This is a genomic window from Lactobacillus sp. ESL0237 (assembly GCF_003692985.1).
GTDB lineage: Bacteria > Bacillota > Bacilli > Lactobacillales > Lactobacillaceae > Lactobacillus > Lactobacillus bombicola.
In genome coordinates, this window is record NZ_REHE01000012.1 from 1 (window position 1) to 19,966 (window position 19,966).

A 19,966-nucleotide genomic window follows, 5' to 3' on the forward strand; every position below is an offset into this window, starting at 1 on the left:
CCTCTAACAACTATTGTCACTTGATAAATTACATTTCCTAGACCGCCATAACTTAAGAGTTGTGGCGGTAAAAAATTGATGTTATAATATGATTAGTTACTAACATAGCACAGCTTACCGCCAAGAATAAGAAAGGAACAAAATGAATTACGGTTATGCTAGGGTAAGTACAGTTGGGCAAAATTTGGACACACAATTAGATCTTTTAAAAAAAGCTAATTGCGACAAAATTTATCAAGAGAAATTTACTGGTGCTACTTTGAATCGACCTGTTTTTAGCAAACTGCTACATCAACTTAAATCTGGTGATCAGTTAACTGTTACTAAACTAGATCGTTTTGCTAGAAACACAATCGACGGCTTGCATATTATTAATCAACTCTTTAAAAAAAATGTTTCTGTTAACATTCTTAGCATGGGTGGAATAATTGATAATACGCCAACTGGACGACTTTCTCTGACTAATTTTTTATCTTTTGCTCAATTTGAACGGGATATGATTGTTACTAGAACTCAAGAAGGTAAAGAGTATGCTAAATTACATGATCCCAATTATCGTGAAGGGCGACCACGCACTTATAATCGTGCACAAATTGAAGCAGCTTATCGATTAAAAGAGAGTGGTATGACTTACAAAATGATCAGTAAAAGCACTGGTATAAGTGAAAGAACATTAATAAGGCGCTTCCGAGAATTAAAAGATGAAAAACATTAAAATAGTAATAAATGCAATAACCGCCATAACTCTTAATTTTTGTCTTTTTAAAAAAATAATGATTTAACAAAAACCATCATGCAATAAACCTTTAAAATAAAGGTTTATTGCTTTTTTGTTTTACTATAAATTGGATAAATTTTAAATTTTAAATTAGTTTGTTTTTTAAACAGTCATTTTTTTACATTTAAATTTTATTACTATCATACATAATATAGCTAAAAATATATATTTACCGTAATTTAATTATAATAAAAATAATTTTTAACTATGCTTATTTTCTAGCTTTGATTGTTCGTGCATGTATTAATTGAAGTGTACAGGTAACTTTCAAAATTTTTAATTTTTTCCTTAAGTCATTTTCTGCTGCTCAAATGCAATCCTTCTTTTGCTAAATCAAAGTTGTTCTACTCTTGGGACGACAGTGCAGAATGTACATAATTATTTAGATTATTAACCATTGCTGTATATAAATAGCCTTCGTAATTAGTAATGCGTTTACTCGAATCAGTGTCTACTGTACGGATTCGGTTAAAGTAATTACGTAACCACTTTGGCATTTCATCGGTTAAATTTTCTAAGTCTACCAACCCTGTGTAAGCCCCAAAGCCTTGATTAGTCATGTTTTTAGTTACTGCTTTTTTGGCATTCAAAATAATCTGAACAAAACGATAAACTTCTTTTGGTGTTTTGCACCACGACTTGATTAAGATTGCTGATTCTTTATTTAAAAATGGGGGAATATCTTTATTGTTAACTAAATCAGGTAAATGGTTAAGTAAATCTGTATTTTGTTTTTCAATTTGCTCAGGCGAATATTTGTTCTCAGAAAAGTTTAACTGAGTATCTTCATGTATCTTCTTAGTATCTATATTATTATTATATAAATTGTGTTTCATTTTGATAATGTCGCTTGGCTCTAAGGATTTCGCACTTTCGTCTCGAGGTTTCATTTTGATAATGTCTTGTGGCTCAACGGTTTTCGGCTTCGAATTATTTTCGTCTCGAGGTTTCATTTTGATAATGTCTTGTGGCTCTAAGGATTGTGCTATATTTTGCTCTATTCCTTGTTTTATGTATACATCTTTAGCTGTAACTTCTAAGTCAGCTAGGTAAAGTCGATTAGGTAGATTCTTTTTTTGTTTTGGATCAAAGCCTTGATTGATTTGAAATAATAATCCTTTTTGTTCAAGTTCTTTTTTTATTCGAACTACTTTAGCAGAACCCCAGCCAAAAAGATTATGTAGTTCTTGATTAGTAAAAATAAAATATACTCTATTATCATTGTCTACCCAGTTGTTTTGAAGGCTATAGCTTAAGCGATTCTGTAAGACCATATATGCCAATTTTGCGCTGTCACTTAAGTCCCGATATTTCTCGCCATACAGTAAAACTTCTGGGAATTGTAAATATTTAACGCCGTATGCACGTTGTGAAGTGATAAAATTAAAGTTTGTTTCGTTCATTTTGAACTCCTTTTTAGTAACAAAAAAGTCGCAGTAGATTAACTACTGCGACTTTGGTTTATCAATTTTTCGATTATTTTTCTTTTGAGATAAAAGTAAGGAAGTATTGTTTTAATATTACAAGAATGGTATACTTTATCTAAAGAAAATAATTGATTAGCTAGGTCTAGTAGTTGATCAACTGGTTTATAAAAAGTTGGCGCTTTTTATAAGCCTTTTTTGTTTCTTTATTAATTAAATTTTAAATTTTTGTTTCTTGAGATAAATATATCAATAAAAGTTTAATATTGCAACAGCAACTTTTACTAATAAAAGTCATATCAAAAATAACATCAGGTACCTCCTTATTTATAAACACATAAATAATTAAATAAATAATTAATTAAATTGTTTATTTGCGTATAAAATAACCCGTTAACTAAAACAGAGTTTAGAAAATGGGTTTTCTATAAAGATAAGTATTAAATAATAAACTGCTTTACATATTTATTAAATAAGTAATTTAATTATTTATTTAATAAATTATTTAATAATTAAACAATTTATTTATTTTCTTTTTTACAATGCGTCAATAATAGCTGAAAGTAGGTCTGATCTGCCTTTAAAGCCCCGTTCTCTAGCAATTTTATTCAATTTTTCTAATTGATCTGGTGTAATTGAAAATGTAACCGATTGTTTATGTACCTTGCTTTTGGCTGTAATATTTAATTCTATTTTCTTTCCTATACTATTTTTTTCCTTATTTTCAGGCAACTCGTCTAATGTATTTTGAAAGTTTTTCTTTATTTCTTCATCATGGTTTTTGCTGAATACTTTATTTTTATTTTTGTTGTTAAGTGATCCTAAACTCATTTAAGTTCTCCCTTACTCAGTAGTGCTATTTCTAATATTACCGAAGATAACAGGTAATTCAGAAAATAAACTTTTATATTCTTTAGCAACTGATTTGTTTTCATCTGCATATTTAAAAATAGACATATGCTTCCCAGTAGATTTGTTAAAAATTTCTCTGGAAGGAATAGCGGCAATGACAGTTTGATCGCCTTGAATATGTTCTAACAATTCATGGCTCATGCTTGTATTATGCTGTATTTTATTTGCTACAAACAGTAATTTTGCGTCAACATAAGTTTGACCGGTTCGATAGTCGAATAGTGCCTTTCTAAATTTATCAAGCCGTGCTTCCAGATCGAACTTGGCATTATATCCGTGTTCACTTGGCGTAATTGGACTGATTAGATAGTCGCTAACTGCAACCGCATTTTTCGTTATGGTACCAAAATCTGGATGTGTGTCAATCAGAATATAATCGTAACTATCAATATCAAGTTGCTCATAATTATTTTTAAGCCACATAAATAATAACATTTCTTTATTACTGTTGTTTTCTAGTTGATTACCTACAGTATCTAATTCTAGATAACCGGCAATCAAATCTAGGTTTGTACTGATATGATCGATTTTAACTTTCTGACTACTATTTTCGTTAAAGGCTTCTGCAATAGTATTGTTGCTACGTGTAGGTTCGAATAATGTAGTTAAGTTGCATTGATGATCTAGGTCAATCAAAAGCACTTTGTAACCATTTCTAACTAGCCAATCTCCGTAATTATACGTTAGTGTAGTTTTTCCTACGCCGCCTTTGATTGCTGCAAAAGTAATAATTTTCATAATAACCACCTTTCTTTTACTTAGCTATAGTATATATCTAAATAATTAAATAAACAAATAAATTATTAAATAAATAAACAATTAATTAAATTATTTGTTTATTTATTTTAAAAGCATGTACCAGTTTACCTTAGTTCATCTAGATGGTGGAAGTGTACCACATTTAAATTGAATCCAGGAGTATAAGTTTACCGTTATGTTTAACTGTTAAAGCAGCTAATCCATATTTTCGTGCCAATTATGCTAGGCACTAATTACGATATGATTAATGCCATATTCCCACTTTAGTTTAGCCAAAGAGCCAAAAAGACTTCCGAGCTAATTTTTTAGCTTGGAAGTCTTTTCTACAATTTTTAATAGAAAGTTAGCTTTTGAATTGGCCAATATCGTAATTTTACAATGCCAATTATATTATTTTTATTAATATAACCAATCAACCTACTGTCTCTTGAAACATTTCGATGATCTCCCATAACAAAATATGAGTTTTTTGGAACTTTGGAAACACCATGTGTTACTGCTAATTTCCCTAAAGTAAAATTATTTGTATATAAATCACCATTAGCATAAAGCTTTTTACCCTGAATTAAATAAGGTTCGCGTTTTTGGTGATTATTAATATACAAAGTATCATCTTTAAATTTAACAGTATCTCCAGGCATACCTATTACACGTTTTATATAAAGTTCATTTTTGGTATGTGGTGCTCTTAATATTACAATGTCATCTCTTTTTATCTTAGTATGTCTAACAGAAATAAGTCTATCTCCGTCTTCAAAGTTGGGTTGCATGGATATACCCGATACAGCGTCATTACTTAATACAAAGGTAAACAGTAAATAAAAAATAGCCAACATAAATACTGTCATGAGAGCAGTTTGTCCAATAAATTTTCCTATTGATTCTTCTTTTTCATTTTTATCGTGCATTATATCTAAATCCTTAAAATTATTTACTTTTATACATTATAATACTATACTATTTTAATGACCACAGAACATCACTGCCTACAACTGGGTGTGTAAATAACTATTGAAAAAAGGAATTTCTTCCTCGTATGATTGTCGTGTGAAACGTAAAATCAACGAAAGAGAGATTCCCTCATGGATATTCTATCGAACAATTAATGATTGCACTAGTTCAATTTGGTGCTACTGGTGTTAAAGAGGTTTTTAGAGTGCAGTTAGAACAGTCCTTAAATAACTTGCTTAAAGCCGAATTGTCTGGCTTTTTATTTTTTAATCCAAGTAAGTGTTCAACTTAAAATTACAATTTTCGAATATAAAAGAAAGCAACAGATAAAATACACTCAACATAATTGCGACTAGTACAATTATTTGTAAGATGAATTTACCTGTTGACTTTTTTATTTACCTACTGCTTATGCTGCATCGATATCAACACCTGCTAAGGCACTCTTTTTAGAATTATTGTAAACTCTTACAGAGTAATCGCCTGTGCCATTAAAATACTTAATATTATTCCCCTTGCTTACACTAAACGAATGTACTTCGCTACCATATCGGAACACTTTCACAGTCAGGTTGTTTCCATGATAAACAACAATATGTATCCTGTATCTACCAGAAGAATGGATTCTATTTGTACTTGCAGAAGATTGACCTTGTGATAATCCAGTTTCACCATGAGTTTCTGAAGTAGACATAGGCGTAGCAGCTACTTCAGTTGGTGCTGATTCTTGAGGAACAGTATTTGTTTCTACTGTAGCTGCAGATACTTGATTAATAGTTGTAGCAGCTACAGGAGCAATCATACTTAAGGTAGCAGCAACTTCACTTAAAGCTTTAATTGATTTTTTCATTTTAGTTTCTCCGTAATATTCCCATATTTTTAGTTATTTGACTAAAATTGTATATTGTATACCTAATATATTATGAAATATACATATACTAAGAGCTTATATATTACAAGCTTCTAGTAAAAAACCACATAATTAAATTTATAAACATCATAATATTAATCTTTCTATACTATTATTTTTATTTTAGGAATTTAATTAAACTAAAGAGCCCTTTTTGTTTTATTCCTAAAGTTATAATAGCATTCAAGTATTCCAAAATGTGTGCAAAAATTGCACAAATATTTTAAAAGTATAAAAAATATGGTCCCCTCTTAATTAATCGCTTCATAATTAGTAGAAAGGCTTTAGAACTATGAATAACTTTGGTAAAACTATTCATGATTTGCGTATTTCACGTAATATGACTCAACAAGAATTGGCTGATAATCTTTTTGATCGTAGTACAATTTCTAAGATTGAACACGAAAATTTAGAAACTTCTTATGAAAATGAAGTTCAATTAATATCACGTCTTGGGTTGACTCTTAATGAATTTGAATATATAAGTAACAATTACCAATTTAGTACTAAAAATAGTCTTTTGTCCCGTTTTTTTGACTTAGAAGTGAGTGTAGAAATTGATAAAGTTGAAGCATTACTGCAAGATTGTTATTTAATAAAGAATGATGGTGATATCAAGAGGATTATTAGAATTCTTAAATCCATTTTATTGCTTAATAAGTCTCACTGCGTCAATCATGCCAAAGAAATGGTTCGGCCTATTTGGTTCGATTATTTATCTAAAGTTCAATTACTTACTATTACCGATATTTCAATTTTAAATACAATTATATATGCTTTTGACTATGAAACTGCTGATGAAATCATTTCTAAGATTATTACAATTATTGATAATCATTATCCATATAAGAAATCTTTAAGAATTAATACTTTACTTAATCAAGCATCAATACAAATGTTGAAGAAAAAGTATGTTCTAGCGGCGAATAATTTAGCTAACTTGAAACCGGGACTTAAGGATTTAAAACAATATGATAAATTACTTGTGGTTAATGCTAGAATTGCAGTTTGCAAGCGTGATAAACTCAGTGCACTTGAACAGGTGACCTTGCTTCATAAAATTGGTGCCAATCAATTGGCAGAGGGACTTGAACAAGAAATAAATGAATTTTTTTAAATTACCTCTTGATTTTCGAAAAATAAAAATCGTTGCGGTTAAACAACGATTTTTTGTAACTTGTACAGTCTTATACTTAAAAAATTTTGCTATAATTATCTTTGAATTGAGAGCAAATTGTTTTGAGGGCGGTTGGCTGTTTTTCCTAAGAAAGGAGAGGGTGCTTATGGCACGAAATTCTTCAGAAAGGTTGACAGTCATTGAGCGTTTATCATGCGCTAGAATTAGCACTGGCATTCGCCACGTTTATTATTGTCTTGTTGACTTATATCGACAAACACAAGTAAACAAAAAGACCGTCCCAACAATAACTTTGGCGAGTTATGGGATTGGTCTTTTTGATTGAAACATAACTTTGCCAACCGCCTTTAAAGCGGCTGCTTGAAATTCAGAAGAGAAGTCTTGTTCGTACAAGGCTTCTTTTTCTTTACAGTCATATTGTAGCACGTTTGGTTTTATTTTGTGGAATAACTTGACTGAGTAATTCCATATTTTTCTCTATACCGTTTAAATGTTATTCGATTGATTCCAGTTACCTTGCTAACAGCAGTATCAGACATACCACTTTGATAGAGTTTAAAGGCGTGTTGCAATTGCGGACTATTTTCAGAATATTTAGGCTTTCTGCCGTGATAACGACCCTCCGCCTTAGCTATTTCGATACCTTGTCTTTGACGCTCCTTGATACGCTTACGTTCACTTTCTGCTTGATATTTATATAATTCCAGAATCAGATTATTCATTAGCTGACGGAGGTTCTGATCTTCAATACCACGAAGAGAAGGAAAATTTAAAATATCAAGTGTTGCTCCCTTAGCTTTGATAGTCCCCATGATTTTAGTCAAATCTTGGTTGTTACGCCCTAGTCGATCAAGTTCAGTTACAATTACGACATCATCTTCACGTATATAATCTAACATGTTTTGTAATTGGGGGCGTTTAGTATTTGCCCCTGACATTTTGTCACAGAATAATTTGTCTACTTGAATTTTTTCTAATGATTCAATTTGCCGATCTAAATTTTGATCACGGGTACTAACTCTTGCATATCCAATTTTTGCCATTTTTCAAATCCTTTTTGAACATAGTCTAATGAACATTAATGAAAATTAGTATAACACAATTTTTGTTATGAACAATAGAGTGTACCCTATTGTTCCTTTTGTTAACAAAAAAGCAAAAAATTGTAAAACTGTAAACTCTATGCTGTTATACATAGTTTGATTAAATACAATTGTATAAAAAAATACCTTAGGTTTAAACAAACTTAGGTATTTTTGCAATACCGCTTTCCGCTGGGCGGTTAGTTGTATATTTGTAAATTAAATTAATTAAATAATTTAATCATTATGAGTTTGAGGGTTGATTGGGTGAAAATACTAAATTATAATTGTACTTTAAACTATAGTAACTAGCTAATAATAAATAGTAAGCTTAGTTTAAAGCAATTTTGAATCTAGTTATTAGAATGTATAATAAGCAAATTAATTTAATGTTTATAGGGAGAAACAAAGTTTGAAACCAGTTAATAAAAAAGAGTTAATTTTAGTTAGTGAAGAAACTTATCAAAAACTTCTTACTTTAATTGAATCTTTACCGTCCGAATCACGAATGGCTAATTTTACCTTTGATACGCAAAAATTGAAGGAAAAGCATTGGCAGAGAGATCGGAATGTGCGTGATGTATTAATCCATTTATATGAATGGCAAAATTTATTGCTAGAGTGGGTTAATAATAATCGAATGGGGCAAAGAAGCAATTTTTTACCTCAAGGCTACAATTGGCGAAATTATGGGGAAATGAATCAAGTTTTTTGGCAAAAGCATCAAGAAACAAGTTTAAAGCAGGCATTAGATTTACTAGCTGAAAGTCATGCTCAAGTAATGGCTTTGCTTAAAACCTTTTCTAATGATGAACTTTTTCAAAAAAATATTTATCATTGGACAGGTAATAATACCCTAGGGAGCTATTTTATTGCCAACACTTCCAGCCATTATGAATGGGCTATAAAAAAATTACGCAAGTACAAACGTTCGTTAAGATAAATAAGGAAGAATTGTAAACCACTAGCATTGTGCTGGTGATTTTTTAAATACAAAGAGAGGTTGGTAATGATATTTGATAATTGTTTATGAGATTTTTAAACAATTCTAAGCGTTACAATAGAGATTTAATGGTAGAATTTTTATCTAAAAAGGAATCAAGATTATGTTGTTTATAAAGATTTTTCATAAAGAACCCTCAATAACGAGGGCTTTTTTATGAAAAATCGCCCAGAAATAAATTTAGGGTAGCTTTTTTGTTAGCTTATCGCTAATTTAAAGCCTATATAGCGATTTTAAACTATGTAGGGTATACTTACACAAAGCTACTCGCAAAACCTTTAACAGGGCAAATATAAGCGTTGTTTTTTATTTGTTACAAAAATTATCACTATTTTAATTGCATATGCTTATTATTTTTTGTACTTTTTTGGAAAATTTGTTTTAAATCCAAAACATTTTTTCCCGTTATAAATATAATTTTTGAGTTTTCCAGTTACTGAGTACGGTTTGCCGCTTTTACCAATTGCTTGGATAGTAATTTCCTCGCCTAGTAATAATTTTTTTATTTCTTGTGGGGAAAAAATATAAGTGCCAAATTGTTTTTTAAAGCTTACTTCTTTGCCAGTGGGTGCAAAAGTACCAGTTATATAGTTGTCACTTTTATCTGGTAAGTTGGGATAAAAACCAACAAATTTATATCCTTTATACGTTTGTTCTGCCAATTTACCGCTAACTTTACCTTGTGCGGTATCAAAAGTGATCGTTTTGTCTGCAAAAAGCTGTGTTAACTCGCTTTCGGTAAAACTATGGTTACCCCATTTGCTCTTAATAGCTACTTCTTTACCCTGCCAATTACCAGTAATTTTAGGTACATTCATTTTTTCTTGGCGTTTATTCCACTCAATTTTTGCTTTCTGCAAATCTGGCAAAGAAGTTAGACTAGATTGATTGCTTAACATTGTCTGTTTATCATGAATGATGATGTTAGCCATAGTATTAGGTACCGCCATTGTTGGTATTGCTAATTTGCCCACTTGTTCCATAGCTTCTTGCAATTTTAAGGTTACTTTAGGACTAGCAATTTGCGTGTGCCTACTAATCGCAGCTTGGATTAGTCCTAAATTAGTTAGACTGTATTTCTCTTTTTTGTTCTGCTAAAGTAGTTATGTTGCTATTATCAAAAGTTTCTATTTTATTGGCAATTTCTTTAATCACGGCATACAACGATGGTTTATCAAGATTTTGTTCAGCTAAAACATAATTTTTAATAAATGACCATCCACCTACACCACCGATTTGGCGTGAATTTTGATACCAAGCATTTTTGGTTGGCGTGATTACTAGGCTATCGTGGTCAATTCCTCGAAACGTTCGACCTTCGTTTCGTAATTCGATGCCCAAGATATTACATAACTCAATAATATCTGCTTGATATATTTTGTCGTACCATGAATTAGCTTCTTTTTGCTCAGCCATAATTTTTTCCTTTCAAAGCAAAAAGCGCTTAGGAACTTGCCTAAACGCTTGTCTATTAGTTTGTTAATAATAAAAAAGCCTAACTATTAGCTTTATTGCTTATAGTTAGGCTTTACTTTTTCTGCTTAATAAAATTGACTGAGGATTTTACATATCCTCTTCATTTCAAGACTAGTCAATTTTGTCTCCAGTTTACCCCCAATCCGCTGTCTTGGGTCAACTGCCCGTGCTTGTTGTAATAGTGCTGTCCCGTGGATATTGTCTTTATCTATTTTAATAAACATTGGCGACTTGACATATTTTTCTTCAGTCAGATATTTTTTTGCAGTGCTGATTGGTACAGTGATCACTGTATTAAAAATACGATTATAGTTGTTATTGCTTACGATTAAGCATGGTCGCTTCTTTTGTGTCTCTGTGCCCTTGGCAGGATTGAGGTCTAACCAAATAATATCTCCCTGTTCTAATTTCATTATTTTTAAATTCCCTTCTTTTCGTCATCACACCAATCAAACTCTGAAACATCAATATTGCCGTACTCTGTTGCCTGCTCTGTAATAACGTCCCATATATTCTTCTTAATCGAAGATACTACTACTGTATTGTTTTCTCGAATATCCCAGCTAATCATGTCTGTCGGTTTAATATCTAAAAACTTTCGAATGATTTTAGGAATTGTAATCTGATTTTTTGCAGTTAAAGTTGAAGTTACCGTGTTTTTCTTATAAAAAGGTTCCATTTTATTTGCTCCTTTGGCTTAAATTCAATGTATGAAATGAAAAGTAAGGCAAAAGTAAGGCAAAATTTTTCTATTTTTAGCGCCTTTCTTGTTCATAGCTAATTTCTTGTTGTGTGCGTTCAAAAATGCTTAATGCTCGCTGTTTTTCAAAAGTTGTTAAACTTTTTTCGCATTGTCTCTTCATTCGATTATATGCAATATTACTTGCCTTTTCCGTCAATATTGGTTTAATGGCTTTTTTTAAGCCTTTCTCCAGTCCCTTTTTATGTTTGAGATACTTTAATTCTTTAATTTGCTGATCTTTATTGTGGTTGATTTTTGATCTTGCAAAATTATTACTGTGTGGTTTGTGAGTAGAATCATAATTATTGTTGGTGGATTTTTGATTGAATCTAGTTTCAGTTTTGTGGTCAGAACTTTGTTCGTTAAAGTGATTAACTTCTTGATCAATCTTTTTGATTTCGTTTAATAGCGAATTGCCTGCTCGTTTTTTAAAATCAGTCCATTTTGCAGTTGAATCGTTAATGCGGTTATCTTTTGCTTGACCATACATTTCACGATAGTGTTCACGATAATTGCTAAAAAGCTTATTCCATTTTTGGTAATTTGGATCATCGTTCATTACCAAATCAACTAACTTATTCAATGATTGGCGTTGACTACTATTGAGATTAGCCCACCGCCATTTTTTTCGATCTTCTGGCAATTTTTGAATAAAATCATTTAATTCACGCTGAAAACTAGGTTCTTTAATTGATTTACTAAAGGCTTGAGTCATGCCTTTGGTAATTTGATTTCGTCGCAAATTCATATCCCGTAAAAGTTCTGATGTGTCAAACATTTCATTTGTAAAAGCGTGTTTCATTGCTTCAATAGTTTTAAGTTTCCGCCAGCCTTTCGGTTCAATATGGGTAACTCCGTTATCATCTTTCCATTTTTTTAATGGTCGTGAATTTGCTGCTTCAACAGTACCAAAATGAATATGAATATTATCAGTATTACGGTGGATTGCTGCCGTCCAGAATGGATTATTAAGCTTTTCTTTTTCTGTCAAAGTTTCCATCATTTTTTTACTTGCTTTCCTAATACCTGATTCATCTAGATAACCTGTTGTTGGATCAAAGACTCCCATCTTTCGCAAATATTCATTATCAAAAGAAATTACATCTTGCCACAGGATTGAGTTGTTAGCTTGAGCTGATCTCATTTTGTCTCTAATGTGACCAAGGTCACTTAGTTTAATCGTATCTTGTTCGCTAGAAAAATATCCTTGTAAAATTTTATTTTTACCAACATTGGGAGCGTCATATTTTGCTGCACCTTGAGTAACTCGCTCCAATTCTGCTTGCTCTTTTTTGGATAAACCTTCACTATTTTGTTTTTCCGCAAGTGCTTGCTTTCTCATCATATAGCCAATATATTTACTATAATCTTGAGCATTAAGTTCGATAAAATTGGCTTTGTTTAATTCTGCAATACTAGCTTGCGCTAATTTTGATTTTTTATTAACTGAAGAATAATGTTTACTGACAATTTCTAGATTAGGTTCGGTTAAGTTATGCAATAATTCTTTTCGTTGCAGGTATTCAGTTTCTTCTTCTGGTGTTAAATAAGATAGCTTTTCTAATGCTTCTTTGCGTGCCATATAGTCAACACTGTAACTTCCATAATCATTGCTTCTGTTTTGACTGGTTGATGTTGGTCGTGCGTATACAAATTCGCTCGTTAAAACTATGTGCGGTGCCTTTGCCAAAACAACCACCTACTTTCTATATGCTTTTCTTTCCTGTGCATTTTTAATTTTTTTATCTACAATTTTCATTGCAGTTTCTTCTAAATTTTTAGAAACTCCGTGTCTGACAAATTGCAAATCTTTGAGATAACATAACTCGCCAATTAATTCATTTCCTAATTCCACATTTTTGTCAGTCGCACTCAACCGCAATAATACTTTTTCCAATTTTTCAAGAATTAAATCGTCCTTATTTACTTCTTTATTTGTTTTTTCTAAGTTATCAATAGCAATATGGATTACATCTGCTATGCTATTTATAATTACATTTTCCTGTTTAATTTTTTCAATTGTTTTCCAGTCATCTTCTCGGATAAGAATATGTTTATCAATTAATTTATTTTGATTTTTATTCACTATGATTTCCTTTCGTCATGCTGAGAAGGTCATTCTACGGTCAAGTTCATCTATTAAGTGATAATTTGTGCAATTTAATGATCATACCAACGCTCTTTTTTTTCATCTGATAATCCAGGTAGATTTTCAATTAAGTTAATTGCTTCGGTTGTCTTTCCAGTCGTAAAACTAATGAGTATTTGTTTTAACAGCTCAACTTCTAATTCTGCTAAATCATTTTGATGTTGTAGTAAGATTTCATATTTTGTACGTTGATAATTTTCCAACTCATTATTAACTCGGTTCGTGATAATTAGTTTGATGTAATCATTTCTACTTAATTTCTTTTCTCTGTGGGTATTAAGTTGGGCAACTTGTTGATCTAACTTTTCAATTACTTTCTCGGGTATATTGCGGATTAAAATGTTAACCATTGCCTTCTTTACCCCTTTCTTCTTTTTACTAAATTAGTGTATTTTTTGATGAAATATTGATTTTTTGATATTCAACTTCTAAAGACATATCTAATTTCACAAACTTTTAGTGAAGAGCATAAGGGAAACCTGCTATCACTTACCAAAGGTAAGTGGATAGCTTGGCGGTGCCAAGCGGTTTCTGGGCATTCGCTATTGATATCACTTTCACTTCTAAATTTCCATAGTTATGGTGGGTCTAAAAGACTTATATATCAACAATCTTCCATAATATGGTTGTGAAATTCCATAGTATGGTGGGTCAAACTCCATACTATGGAGGGGTATATAAAATCTTTATATATCAAGCTTTATCTTCATTTCATGAATTTAGTCGATTTCTTGTTGTTTAACAAAAAAAGCAGTTATAAAACTGCTTTTTTAATTCATAATTGTGACATGATTGATTCGATTTTGGTAGTCGTTAATCTCCTTTTTACAATCACTAATTTCTTTTTTCTGTTCTGCAATATCATTTTCAGTATCATCAATTTGGTCTTGTAGCTCGCTCTTATTTTGCTTCAAAGCATTTTCCATTTTGCCATTTAATTTTGCCAAAAGTTTGCTATCATCTTCAATAACGTTTTTCTTTTCTTTGATTTTTTTATTTAAATTAGTTAGTTTTTGTTGATAATTTTTAAGTGCAAATTTTTTATAATCTTCGACATAATAACTATCATTATTGATTCTCAAATTCGTATTTTTAGCAACTTGTTCTTCTTTTAAATAGAAAGTAACTTCTGTATTTGCGCAATCAGTATTAATTGCTCTTTTTATTTTTTCTGGTGTAATTTTATACGCTAAAAGTCCATAACCTGCGTCTACACCTTGAGTTATTATTACTAGGTAATGATCGTTAACTCTCATAATCCTAGTTGGATATTTGGTCTTTTTATTATGTCGAATTTCATCTCCAATTGAATATTCAATTGAATATTTGATGTTAGCTAAATTACGATCATCTTTAGCGTCATCAATATCATTCTGATTGCCAATAAAAAATTCGCTAATTAATAATTTTGAGTCTGGATTATAAGTGCTTTTAACTTTTTTAATTGTCGCACTTTGAGTAACACTGGTGTTGTTATAAAACTGTGTCGGAATGTTATATTGCTCTTTTTTTGTCATACAAATTGGCACAATTAAAATTATGGCAAGTATTGCCCAAAAAATTGTTGTATGCTTAAGATATTTTTTTCGATCAAGATAGGGGTCTTGAGGTTTATATTCTTCTTCCTTAGTCTCGATTCCAAAAGCGTTTTTAATTCTTTCAATTAGCCCTTCAAAATAATCATTCATTTACTCGCCACCTTACTTATTTTATTTACTTTTTTTGTAAAAAATTTTCTAATGTTATCAAAATTAGAACCTGTATACCGCTTGATTTCATTTCCGTTGCGGTTAATTAAAATAAAAGTTGGTACAGCGCTAACGTGGTAATTATTTATTGCTTTTTCGTGATTTTGCCCGTTATTAGTATTAATGTATTGAACTGGTGTACCCAATTTTTCAAATAAATTAACTAATAAAAATACATGCTTGCAGTTTGGACAATCATCTCGATAGAAAAACAAAATACTAGCTTTTTTCTCAATCTTGACGGCTGATCTATCTTCTCTTTCTTTAGCAATATAATTATTAACACCGATTATCGCTATTCCTAATATTAAAAAAAGACTGGCAATCAGTACCAGTCTTTTAACTATTTTATTAATCACTTTCTTCTTCTTTCTTTATATCTGTTGGATTTAATTTTCATGTTTGAAATTAAATCCAAGTAACGTAAATTCAATAAATTTTTTGCTTCTACTATCGTATTTAAAAAGATACCAACTTGTTTGATTTCGTTTACCAACAAAATTAATTGAAGAAATAATTGTATTTTCTGATATTATTCCTGAATAAATCCCTTGTTCGTTAGCTGAATTAATATATAAATTCGTATTAAGATGTTCAACATTTTCTTTAAATCTATTAATATCTCTAACTTCTTTAATATTTAGTCCAGTATCTGATAATGCTTGATTGGTCGCATATCTTGGTAAATTTTGATTGCGAATATTTAATTCAGTTGAAGTTTCATTTTCTTTAATCGTATCTAATAATTTGAATAATGCTTGCCCGTTATTTTGCATTAACTCTACTGTTTTATTTTCTTTTTCATTAATTTTTGCAATAGGATCATGCTGTATTTTTTGAGTATGTTTGGCGCTAGAAAGCATATCTATTTGCTTTTCTTTTTGTGCTAATGAACTTTTGGCACTAACAACTTGTTGATCAATTTGTGCTTGCTCATGTTTAAAATATCCGATTACTCCTATTCCAAGTATTGTAATTACACTTGCAATACTTATTTGTATTTTCTTATTCAAGTTTTTCACTCCTATTCATCTTCTTCATAGCCTTTTAACTGAGGATTTTGTAAGTTTCTTAAACTAGCAGTGTTAACTTTTTGCTTTTGTAAATCATAGTCAATATTAATGATTCTAATTACTCCGTATTTTAAATAATTAGGCTTATAACGAACAATCGCAACTGCTTTTGCATGACTTAAATCTGAAACATCATTAAATCCAATATCTGCTTTTGCAGGCTTCGTAATTGTAAATTTGAATTTAGCATTTGCTGTAGCACTGTATGTGTCATCTGGCAAGCCGTTCAATTTATATAATTTTGTATCAAAATCTCTGCCAAATAAATCGTCTAACTCTTGGCGGTGTTGATTATACTCTGTACTATCCTTATAACCACCTAATGCCTTTGATAAGCCTTGTGATAGTTTGCTAGCAGCTTGTTTTTTAGCTGCAACCAAATCAAAGGTTGTCTGCTTTTCGACCTTTACAGGGGCGTTTGATGCTTTCTTGGCTTGGTTGATTATCTTATCGCTATTTTGTATTTCTTCATTAATCTGGGACAATTTGTTTTCATTTGGTCTAGAAGCAAAAGCAACAATCATTACTACTCCTGCTAACGTCCAACTAAAATATTGCCAAACTTTTAGATTATTCTTTTTCATTTCCATTCCTTTCTATTTTCCTAGTCCATGTTCTATTACTTTTATCGGATTTAACCAACAATCTGGGTGATCAAATCCATTAGCAACTGGGGAACCTATTTGATTCATAGTAGGATTTTTCTTATTAGTAGTAATTCCTAAGTGAACATGAGTGTCTGTAATAGTGCCTATTTTTTCTCCTATTTTTACAGTATCGCCTTGCTTAACATGTATATCGCCTTTACTAGAAAATCCTTCTTGATAAATAATATTGTAATCGCCTGCTTTTTCCCAAATATAATATTTGGCTGCGCCATTATAGCCTACTTTATATATTTTACCGCTTGTAACAGCTAATACTGCTGAACCATTATGGACACCATTTAAACCGTTTGAAAAATCAAAACCATCGTGAAAATTAGTGCTGCCACGAGAATATGAAGTGTGCCCATATTGTCCGCCATCTAAACTATTTGGCGTCCCTTTAATTGACGCAAATGGCCATGCCCACTTACCGCTATAACTGCTATTATCATCACTGTTTGTGTCAGGACATATATTACTGCCATCATTAGCCGTATCAACATCGTCAGATCCGTTTGAACCAGTCGATACCTTAATTTTACCGTTGCTGTATTTCTTGACAAATTCTTTATAGTGGTCAAATTTATACTGACCTAGCGACACATAGTGATCTATGGTATCCCCCATATAGCCGCCATGTTTAGCTGTTACAACAAAATCATACCAAGTCTTAGGCTTTTTATTGCCTAGCATATTCTTAATTGTATTGCGGTATATGGTAGCAAAAGCTCCAATATCTTTAAAGTGCGCATAATGATCGCCTTCGCTTGATATATTGCCAGGTCTCGCTATACTTGCAAAAGATGGATTGTATTTTACGCCACCAAAATTATTATCCTCAATTACTTCTTTGTCGTTTTCGTTAAGTCCAGTTTCTGCGCTTATTTGAGCAAAAACAAGGGCTGGATTAATGTGTAAATCAGCACCTACGGCTTCTGCCACTGCTATTGCCTTACTAGTAACAGTTTTACCATATCCGCTAACGTTAATACTGCCACTGCTATCATCTGTTTGTTGCTGACATGTTTGACTTTGCCAAGATAATAGTAGGGTCACTATTGTTCCGCCAATACTTGAAACACCAGCAATTAGAACTGCTCCAAATCCAAAAAAAGTGGCTGCTATTAACAACCACTTTATCCATTTATGTTTTAACCGTTGGCGCATTTTAAACGCCTCCGTTAAACAGTGCTAATTCTGATTGGCTAGGTTCAACCTGCATATGATAGCGTTGTGTAGTTCCAATGGTTACGATACATTGCCCCTGTTCTTCTTTGGGAATCTGTTCATAGTCAGTATCACTTAAAGTTGATCCTAACAACCTGTTAAGTTTTTCTAGCTGTCCAGCTTCGTGTCTAAACGTTACTTTATACTGGCAAAATAAGACAATTGATTTTAACAATTCTAGATCGGCTGAGGATACGTTATCGGGTAACATTGCACCTAAATCTTGTGTCGCAAAAGTAATTCCAGCAAAATATTTTCTAAATTCTCGCGACATATTAACAATCTGTTGCACGGCAATCATGTTATTAGGATTAATAATGTTGTGACATTCGTCAAAATAGATAGAGAAATATTGTCGATCCTTATCTACTTTGTCCACCTGTTTTAATCCATTAATAACTGCCTGATTCTGGATCAAATTAAGCGTGGAAAACAATTGTGCATGATAGATGTTAGGTTCCATTTTTGAAATACTTGATGTATCAAACGAAACTATTTGCACATCATTTAAATCTCTTAAGCTTGAATATCCGTCAAAGAGATTGCCATAATTTTCAATCATATTGTCTAAAGCAATATTAATTTGCTCATAGCTATTGCGGCGTTTAGCAGTCGCATGTATTTGATCTAAAAATTCATTAGTCGTAATCTTTTTAACGTACGTTCGGAAATCTGACAAAATAGGATATTGGTTAGGTTGTAAGCCCGTGATATGGATTTTTTCAGGGTGCTTTTGCCAATCAGCTGGCAATAAGCCATAACTTACATAAAAATGTTGGAGCAGTGAACTAAATTCTTGCTTGGTCGTTTCGTCAATCTGATTATTCATGACATTACTAAACAGAACCAGTACGTTGGCAACATGTTGCCTAAAACTTGCCATTTCATCAACTGTTTTTTGATCATTGTCAATTGTGGCAGAAGCTAATACTTGTAGAGGATTAATCATACCTTCTTTCCCATCGAGATTAATTACGACTCCTCCTTGTGACTTAACCAAGCGAGTATATTCGCCTGCTTTGTCAATGATTCTAACAAAGTAACCACGATCAAAATCACTCTTTTCATTCATCTTTAGAAAAGTGGATTTTCCCGACCCCATCTGTCCTAAAACCAGCATATTGTACGATGTACGTTCGGAAGTGTGCGCAAATCGATCAAATACAAATGGACCATTGGTTGAAGTTCTGCCATACAATGTACCATGTTCATCAAGTAAATCTTCGCCTTGAAATGGTACACCTCCACCAATAACCGCCGCTCCCATAGTTGTTGCTGCGGGAGTTATTAATGATGCGCTTGCTTCTGAAAAACTCTCGTTCCATGATTTAAATTGTTCTGGTAGCGTAAATTGATACACAGTACCACGATAGCCGTCTCCGCTTAATGTACGCTTTATTTCGCTAATTCTTGATTGTAAAGCCGCTTCTGTATCAGCGTATACTTTGATCTGAATTCTAATCGCTTTAGGTATTTCCGCACCAGAATTAAATTGTTTAGCTAATTCACGCAAATCGATCTGTTCTTGATCGGCGGAATCCATATCCGTTTGATACCGCCCTTTTCGTGCTTGATCTTGCTTTTCAGTAATTGAACGGTTTAACTGATCACGAATTTTATCAATTTTTTCTGTATGAACATCAATTTTGCACATTGTAAAATCGTTACCGATAATTTGATATAGCCATAGTAGATTAGGGTCTTTACGATAACTTATGATTGTAAGATAAGTAAAAAAGCTACCGCCAGTTGCAGCGTATTGATCGTAAAATCGAATTCCTCCTTCTGGTTGGATAGCGGATATAAATTTTAAATCATAACCCTTTCGGGCTAATCTAGAATCATCTTCTGCCGAAAAAAGTTGTTTTCCGTTATCTTTTCTTTTTAAGTGATTTCTATATTCTCCATACAGAATTTTTCGTAGAACTTCTTTAGTTTTATTCAATT

24 protein-coding genes are annotated in these 19,966 nt (G+C 31.7%); 5 read left to right on the top strand and 19 right to left on the bottom strand.

Features of this window, described 5'->3' with window-relative positions; genetic code table 11:
* The first annotated feature begins 142 nt into the window (after positions 1 to 142).
* Positions 143 to 715: a recombinase family protein gene (locus tag F5ESL0237_RS07615; RefSeq protein ID WP_122025106.1), complete on the top strand. Its 573-nt coding sequence runs from the start codon at positions 143 to 145 to the stop codon at positions 713 to 715.
* A 407-nt stretch (positions 716 to 1,122) separates the two neighbouring features.
* On the opposite strand, the gene F5ESL0237_RS07620 is transcribed toward F5ESL0237_RS07615, so the two are convergent.
* The 4 genes from F5ESL0237_RS07620 to lepB form a co-directional block, all read right to left on the bottom strand.
* Positions 1,123 to 2,181, bottom strand: coding sequence for a replication initiator protein A (locus F5ESL0237_RS07620; protein ID WP_122025107.1), 1,059 nt, complete (start codon positions 2,179 to 2,181; stop codon positions 1,123 to 1,125).
* 558 nt (positions 2,182 to 2,739) lie between these two features.
* Entirely contained in the window at positions 2,740 to 3,033 is a 294-nt protein-coding gene (locus F5ESL0237_RS07625; protein WP_122025108.1) for a ribbon-helix-helix domain-containing protein, read from the bottom strand.
* Between the two features lie 12 nt (positions 3,034 to 3,045).
* On the bottom strand, positions 3,046 to 3,852 hold the full coding sequence (locus F5ESL0237_RS07630; protein WP_122025109.1) for a ParA family protein: 807 nt from the start codon (positions 3,850 to 3,852) through the stop codon (positions 3,046 to 3,048).
* A gap of 353 nt (positions 3,853 to 4,205) precedes the next feature.
* A complete protein-coding gene (lepB, locus tag F5ESL0237_RS07635; protein ID WP_122025110.1) occupies positions 4,206 to 4,781 on the bottom strand; it encodes a signal peptidase I in 576 nt (191 codons plus the stop codon).
* A 197-nt stretch (positions 4,782 to 4,978) separates the two neighbouring features.
* Here lepB and F5ESL0237_RS08415 point away from each other — a divergent pair, with 197 nt between their 5' ends.
* Positions 4,979 to 5,116 carry a hypothetical protein gene (locus F5ESL0237_RS08415; protein ID WP_158592443.1) on the top strand — a complete coding sequence of 46 codons (138 nt, stop codon included), beginning with the start codon at positions 4,979 to 4,981 and terminating at the stop codon, positions 5,114 to 5,116.
* 117 nt (positions 5,117 to 5,233) lie between these two features.
* Here the strand turns inward: F5ESL0237_RS08415 and F5ESL0237_RS07640 are convergent, their stop codons facing one another.
* Positions 5,234 to 5,674: a hypothetical protein gene (locus tag F5ESL0237_RS07640; protein ID WP_122025111.1), complete on the bottom strand. Its 441-nt coding sequence runs from the start codon at positions 5,672 to 5,674 to the stop codon at positions 5,234 to 5,236.
* A gap of 352 nt (positions 5,675 to 6,026) precedes the next feature.
* Between F5ESL0237_RS07640 and F5ESL0237_RS07645 the strand changes: the two genes are divergently transcribed.
* Positions 6,027 to 6,851, top strand: coding sequence for a helix-turn-helix domain-containing protein (locus F5ESL0237_RS07645; protein ID WP_122025112.1), 825 nt, complete (start codon positions 6,027 to 6,029; stop codon positions 6,849 to 6,851).
* 200 nt (positions 6,852 to 7,051) lie between these two features.
* Positions 7,052 to 7,138, top strand: coding sequence for a putative holin-like toxin (locus tag F5ESL0237_RS08650; RefSeq protein ID WP_369916880.1), 87 nt, complete (start codon positions 7,052 to 7,054; stop codon positions 7,136 to 7,138).
* Between the two features lie 168 nt (positions 7,139 to 7,306).
* Here the strand turns inward: F5ESL0237_RS08650 and F5ESL0237_RS07650 are convergent, their stop codons facing one another.
* On the bottom strand, positions 7,307 to 7,915 hold the full coding sequence (locus F5ESL0237_RS07650; protein WP_122025113.1) for a recombinase family protein: 609 nt from the start codon (positions 7,913 to 7,915) through the stop codon (positions 7,307 to 7,309).
* A gap of 451 nt (positions 7,916 to 8,366) precedes the next feature.
* Between F5ESL0237_RS07650 and F5ESL0237_RS07655 the strand changes: the two genes are divergently transcribed.
* Positions 8,367 to 8,897, top strand: a complete 531-nt coding sequence (locus tag F5ESL0237_RS07655) for a ClbS/DfsB family four-helix bundle protein (protein WP_122025114.1) — start codon at positions 8,367 to 8,369, stop codon at positions 8,895 to 8,897.
* Between the two features lie 410 nt (positions 8,898 to 9,307).
* Here the strand turns inward: F5ESL0237_RS07655 and F5ESL0237_RS07660 are convergent, their stop codons facing one another.
* The 13 genes from F5ESL0237_RS07660 to F5ESL0237_RS07720 all read right to left on the bottom strand — a co-directional run bounded on the left by F5ESL0237_RS07660 (position 9,308) and on the right by F5ESL0237_RS07720 (position 19,964).
* Positions 9,308 to 9,856 (bottom strand): hypothetical protein, encoded by a 549-nt coding sequence (locus F5ESL0237_RS07660; RefSeq protein ID WP_147440995.1) that lies wholly within the window; start codon positions 9,854 to 9,856, stop codon positions 9,308 to 9,310.
* A 163-nt stretch (positions 9,857 to 10,019) separates the two neighbouring features.
* Positions 10,020 to 10,373: a hypothetical protein gene (locus tag F5ESL0237_RS07665; protein ID WP_122025116.1), complete on the bottom strand. Its 354-nt coding sequence runs from the start codon at positions 10,371 to 10,373 to the stop codon at positions 10,020 to 10,022.
* Between the two features lie 125 nt (positions 10,374 to 10,498).
* Entirely contained in the window at positions 10,499 to 10,846 is a 348-nt protein-coding gene (locus F5ESL0237_RS07670) for a type II toxin-antitoxin system PemK/MazF family toxin (protein WP_122025117.1), read from the bottom strand.
* Between the two features lie 5 nt (positions 10,847 to 10,851).
* Positions 10,852 to 11,112, bottom strand: a complete 261-nt coding sequence (locus F5ESL0237_RS07675) for a type II toxin-antitoxin system PrlF family antitoxin (RefSeq protein ID WP_122025118.1) — start codon at positions 11,110 to 11,112, stop codon at positions 10,852 to 10,854.
* A gap of 76 nt (positions 11,113 to 11,188) precedes the next feature.
* A complete protein-coding gene (gene mobP2 / locus F5ESL0237_RS07680; RefSeq protein WP_147440998.1) occupies positions 11,189 to 12,865 on the bottom strand; it encodes a MobP2 family relaxase in 1,677 nt (558 codons plus the stop codon).
* Between the two features lie 9 nt (positions 12,866 to 12,874).
* The gene (locus F5ESL0237_RS07685; protein ID WP_122025120.1) at positions 12,875 to 13,261 is read right to left on the bottom strand and encodes a hypothetical protein; all 387 of its coding nucleotides are present in this window, start codon (positions 13,259 to 13,261) and stop codon (positions 12,875 to 12,877) included.
* A gap of 74 nt (positions 13,262 to 13,335) precedes the next feature.
* The gene (locus F5ESL0237_RS07690; protein ID WP_122025121.1) at positions 13,336 to 13,674 is read right to left on the bottom strand and encodes a hypothetical protein; all 339 of its coding nucleotides are present in this window, start codon (positions 13,672 to 13,674) and stop codon (positions 13,336 to 13,338) included.
* 420 nt (positions 13,675 to 14,094) lie between these two features.
* Positions 14,095 to 15,012 (bottom strand): hypothetical protein, encoded by a 918-nt coding sequence (locus F5ESL0237_RS07695; RefSeq protein WP_122025122.1) that lies wholly within the window; start codon positions 15,010 to 15,012, stop codon positions 14,095 to 14,097.
* On the bottom strand, positions 15,009 to 15,431 hold the full coding sequence (locus F5ESL0237_RS07700; RefSeq protein ID WP_122025123.1) for a conjugal transfer protein TraF: 423 nt from the start codon (positions 15,429 to 15,431) through the stop codon (positions 15,009 to 15,011). The genes F5ESL0237_RS07695 and F5ESL0237_RS07700 overlap by 4 nt, the downstream gene beginning before the upstream one ends.
* Before the next feature lie 30 nt (positions 15,432 to 15,461).
* A complete protein-coding gene (locus tag F5ESL0237_RS07705; protein WP_147441000.1) occupies positions 15,462 to 16,085 on the bottom strand; it encodes a hypothetical protein in 624 nt (207 codons plus the stop codon).
* Positions 16,086 to 16,096: 11 nt separating this feature from the next.
* Positions 16,097 to 16,729, bottom strand: coding sequence for a hypothetical protein (locus F5ESL0237_RS07710; protein ID WP_147441002.1), 633 nt, complete (start codon positions 16,727 to 16,729; stop codon positions 16,097 to 16,099).
* 12 nt (positions 16,730 to 16,741) lie between these two features.
* Complete coding sequence (locus F5ESL0237_RS07715; RefSeq protein WP_122025126.1) at positions 16,742 to 17,959, bottom strand: M23 family metallopeptidase; 1,218 nt, start codon at positions 17,957 to 17,959, stop codon at positions 16,742 to 16,744.
* Between the two features lies 1 nt (position 17,960).
* A complete protein-coding gene (locus tag F5ESL0237_RS07720; RefSeq protein ID WP_122025127.1) occupies positions 17,961 to 19,964 on the bottom strand; it encodes a VirB4 family type IV secretion system protein in 2,004 nt (667 codons plus the stop codon).
* Positions 19,965 to 19,966: the final 2 nt, after the last annotated feature.

What these genes read in the sequence shown, in the direction of transcription:
- F5ESL0237_RS07615 (WP_122025106.1), top strand. Translation starts at nt 143, where the DNA reads ATGAATTACGGTTATGCTAGGGTAAGTACAGTTGGGCAAAATTTGGAC.
- F5ESL0237_RS07620 (WP_122025107.1), bottom strand. Translation starts at nt 2,181, where the DNA reads ATGAACGAAACAAACTTTAATTTTATCACTTCACAACGTGCATACGGC.
- F5ESL0237_RS07625 (WP_122025108.1), bottom strand. Translation starts at nt 3,033, where the DNA reads ATGAGTTTAGGATCACTTAACAACAAAAATAAAAATAAAGTATTCAGC.
- F5ESL0237_RS07630 (WP_122025109.1), bottom strand. Translation starts at nt 3,852, where the DNA reads ATGAAAATTATTACTTTTGCAGCAATCAAAGGCGGCGTAGGAAAAACT.
- lepB (WP_122025110.1), bottom strand. Translation starts at nt 4,781, where the DNA reads ATGCACGATAAAAATGAAAAAGAAGAATCAATAGGAAAATTTATTGGA.
- F5ESL0237_RS08415 (WP_158592443.1), top strand. Translation starts at nt 4,979, where the DNA reads ATGATTGCACTAGTTCAATTTGGTGCTACTGGTGTTAAAGAGGTTTTT.
- F5ESL0237_RS07640 (WP_122025111.1), bottom strand. Translation starts at nt 5,674, where the DNA reads ATGAAAAAATCAATTAAAGCTTTAAGTGAAGTTGCTGCTACCTTAAGT.
- F5ESL0237_RS07645 (WP_122025112.1), top strand. Translation starts at nt 6,027, where the DNA reads ATGAATAACTTTGGTAAAACTATTCATGATTTGCGTATTTCACGTAAT.
- F5ESL0237_RS07650 (WP_122025113.1), bottom strand. Translation starts at nt 7,915, where the DNA reads ATGGCAAAAATTGGATATGCAAGAGTTAGTACCCGTGATCAAAATTTA.
- F5ESL0237_RS07660 (WP_147440995.1), bottom strand. Translation starts at nt 9,856, where the DNA reads ATGTTAAGCAATCAATCTAGTCTAACTTCTTTGCCAGATTTGCAGAAA.
- F5ESL0237_RS07665 (WP_122025116.1), bottom strand. Translation starts at nt 10,373, where the DNA reads ATGGCTGAGCAAAAAGAAGCTAATTCATGGTACGACAAAATATATCAA.
- F5ESL0237_RS07670 (WP_122025117.1), bottom strand. Translation starts at nt 10,846, where the DNA reads ATGAAATTAGAACAGGGAGATATTATTTGGTTAGACCTCAATCCTGCC.
- F5ESL0237_RS07675 (WP_122025118.1), bottom strand. Translation starts at nt 11,112, where the DNA reads ATGGAACCTTTTTATAAGAAAAACACGGTAACTTCAACTTTAACTGCA.
- F5ESL0237_RS07690 (WP_122025121.1), bottom strand. Translation starts at nt 13,674, where the DNA reads ATGGTTAACATTTTAATCCGCAATATACCCGAGAAAGTAATTGAAAAG.
- F5ESL0237_RS07695 (WP_122025122.1), bottom strand. Translation starts at nt 15,012, where the DNA reads ATGAATGATTATTTTGAAGGGCTAATTGAAAGAATTAAAAACGCTTTT.
- F5ESL0237_RS07710 (WP_147441002.1), bottom strand. Translation starts at nt 16,729, where the DNA reads ATGAAAAAGAATAATCTAAAAGTTTGGCAATATTTTAGTTGGACGTTA.
- F5ESL0237_RS07715 (WP_122025126.1), bottom strand. Translation starts at nt 17,959, where the DNA reads ATGCGCCAACGGTTAAAACATAAATGGATAAAGTGGTTGTTAATAGCA.